This window comes from Streptomyces sp. NRRL B-1347, from assembly GCF_000720325.1.
Taxonomy (GTDB): domain Bacteria; phylum Actinomycetota; class Actinomycetes; order Streptomycetales; family Streptomycetaceae; genus Streptomyces.
In genome coordinates, this window is sequence record NZ_JOJM01000189.1 from 1 (window position 1) to 2,245 (window position 2,245).

Consider the following 2,245-nt stretch of genomic DNA (forward strand, 5'->3'; position numbering starts at 1 on the left):
ACGGGTACGTCACCCCACTCGAGACACGGACACTGCTGCAACCAGAGCTCGCCCCCGCAGCGTAACCACACGCTGTCCGAGGTCAAGGGGGAACTTCAGACCCACCGCGGGTATCGCCAGTAAGCGTGCCCCGGCCCGGCCGGCTAACTCCTTCACCACTGCCATGACTTGCCTGGTCAGACGGGTCGTACGCCGCTGGTATCGATCCCGCACACGGACCACCACCCGACGCCCGTCGACCGGCACATCGGCCACCGTCCGCCAGTGATACCCATGCACGCGACCAGACGAGATCCCGCACACCGGGCAAGCCGCAGTGTCCTGCGGTGTCCGTGCCCGCACTATGGTCCGCTCGCCCTCATCGGCTACGTCCTCGATGACCAGCGGCGACAGCCCCGAAAACACCGTCTGCACAAACTCGTTGACATCCTTCACATGAACGTCAACGAGCCCCACAACTCTGCGTCACCACCGAAAGCGAGACAGGGAGGTTTATTCAGGACGATCTTGAGATTCGTATCGTTGCAGGTCGCAGTCCTGCTCGTGGCCTGATCGCCAGCTCCTGAATAAGCCTCAGGGCCGTCTATTGGACACTCTCCCCCCAGCAACGATGGCGATCCGTGAACGCGCCCCACCTCGTGGCCCTCGTTCGCGCTGGAGCCCCCTTAGAACGCGGCCAGCTCGTCGAAAGGCCAGAACCGCACGCGGCCTGATCAGAGTCGAATACGCCGGTCAGCTGCGCGAGTGTGCGCCTTCAGTCAGGGGCGTGCTACCGAGATTTGTCAGGTGCATCGCGCGCTGCGTGTTGCTGAGGGGAGGGCCGAGGTAAACCTCTCGAAGGAGGCATCACACAGGGGTGAGCTTCCGTCTTGCTGCGCTGGGAAGGCGGGCAGATGTCTGCGGATCCAATCACCGTGTCGATGCCCGCCCTGTACTGCCCCGTGGTCGCACGTCGGTATCCCGATGCGGAGGAGATCGGCAAGGAGTCTCTGGCCTGGCTGAAGTCGTTCGGCCTGCGGCTGCCGCCGGGGCAGTGGGCCGAGATCGAGGCCGAGCGCATGGGCTACTGGTTCGCGTTGTTCACACCCGGCGCAGCCAGCAGGGAGCGGATGCGTCTCGGCGCGGATATGTTCGCCAGCATCTTTCCCTACGACGACGCCTATTCAGGGCGCTTCGCCATTGGCACCGAAGCCGACGCGGTCTCCTGGGCGGGACGCTGGTGCCGCCTGCTGGACGATCCGCAGTTCGCCGTGCACTGCGACCACCCGGTTACCGAGGCCGTAGCGGACTTCCTGCGCCGACTGGCCGAGGAATGCACAGATACGCAGTACCGGCGCTTCGCCGACCCGCTCAAAACGTATATGTGGGGCATCGCCTGGGAGTTCGCCGGGCACGACAAGGCCGTGAGGGAAAGCCTCGCCGAAGCAGTCCCGTGCCGGATCTACTCCGCCGGGGTCCTGCCCACCATCGGCATCCTGCACGCCTCGCACAACCTGCACATCACCGACGAGGTGTTCTACCGACCGGCCGTACGGGCCTTCACTGAAGCCGCCAGCTTCCTCATCGGCCTGCACAACGACCTCTTCTCCTACCCCAAAGAAGCCCTCGACGCGGCCGAGGACGTCAACCTCCTGGCCGCTGTCATCACCGAGCACCACTGCTCGGTCGCCGAGGGCGTGGCCCATCTCATCCGACTCAGCAACCAGATCATGACCCGGCTCGTCGAACTGCGCACCACCCTCGCCCGCACCGCGGACAACGACCTGCTGACGTATCTGGATGCCGCCCTCGAAATGCTCGCAGGGCACCTCGAATTCGAGCAGCACTGCATCCGCTACCGCAGAGGAACCGCCCAACTGCCCGCCATCACCATCACATCGCAGCCGACTGCCGATACCCCCGCCGAACCACCGGCAGTACCGACGTTGACCTGGTGGTGGCATCTGCCAGAACCAGGAAGGTTATTCAAAACGATTTGATCACGGTGTGGTCCAGGTGCGGTGGAGTTCGAGTTGGATGACGGTGCCGAGGGTCTCGGGGAAGCGGTCGAGGGGACCGCGGTAGTCCTCGGCGAGTACCTTCCAGTTCTTCAGGTGGCCGATGCAGCGCTCGACGGCGGACCGGATGGCGGAGTGGGCCCGGTTGCCAGGGTTTCGGCAAAGTCGTTCAGATGAGGCCGGGCATGGCCGGGGGGCGGGTGTGGTCGCGGGCGTTGGCGCGTAGGGTCCGGGCGATGTTGGTGGCT

General features: G+C 64.9%; 1 protein-coding gene and 1 pseudogene. One reads left to right on the forward strand and one right to left on the reverse strand.

Features of this window, described 5'->3' with window-relative positions; genetic code table 11:
- Positions 1-96: 96 nt before the first annotated feature.
- Positions 97-435: pseudogene (locus IG74_RS50600) on the reverse strand (transposase family protein); the annotation flags it as partial.
- 434 nt (positions 436-869) lie between these two features.
- Between IG74_RS50600 and IG74_RS0144305 the strand changes: the two are divergent.
- Positions 870-1,979 carry a terpene synthase family protein gene (locus IG74_RS0144305; RefSeq protein WP_030689430.1) on the forward strand — a complete coding sequence of 370 codons (1,110 nt, stop codon included), beginning with the start codon at positions 870-872 and terminating at the stop codon, positions 1,977-1,979.
- Positions 1,980-2,245: the final 266 nt, after the last annotated feature.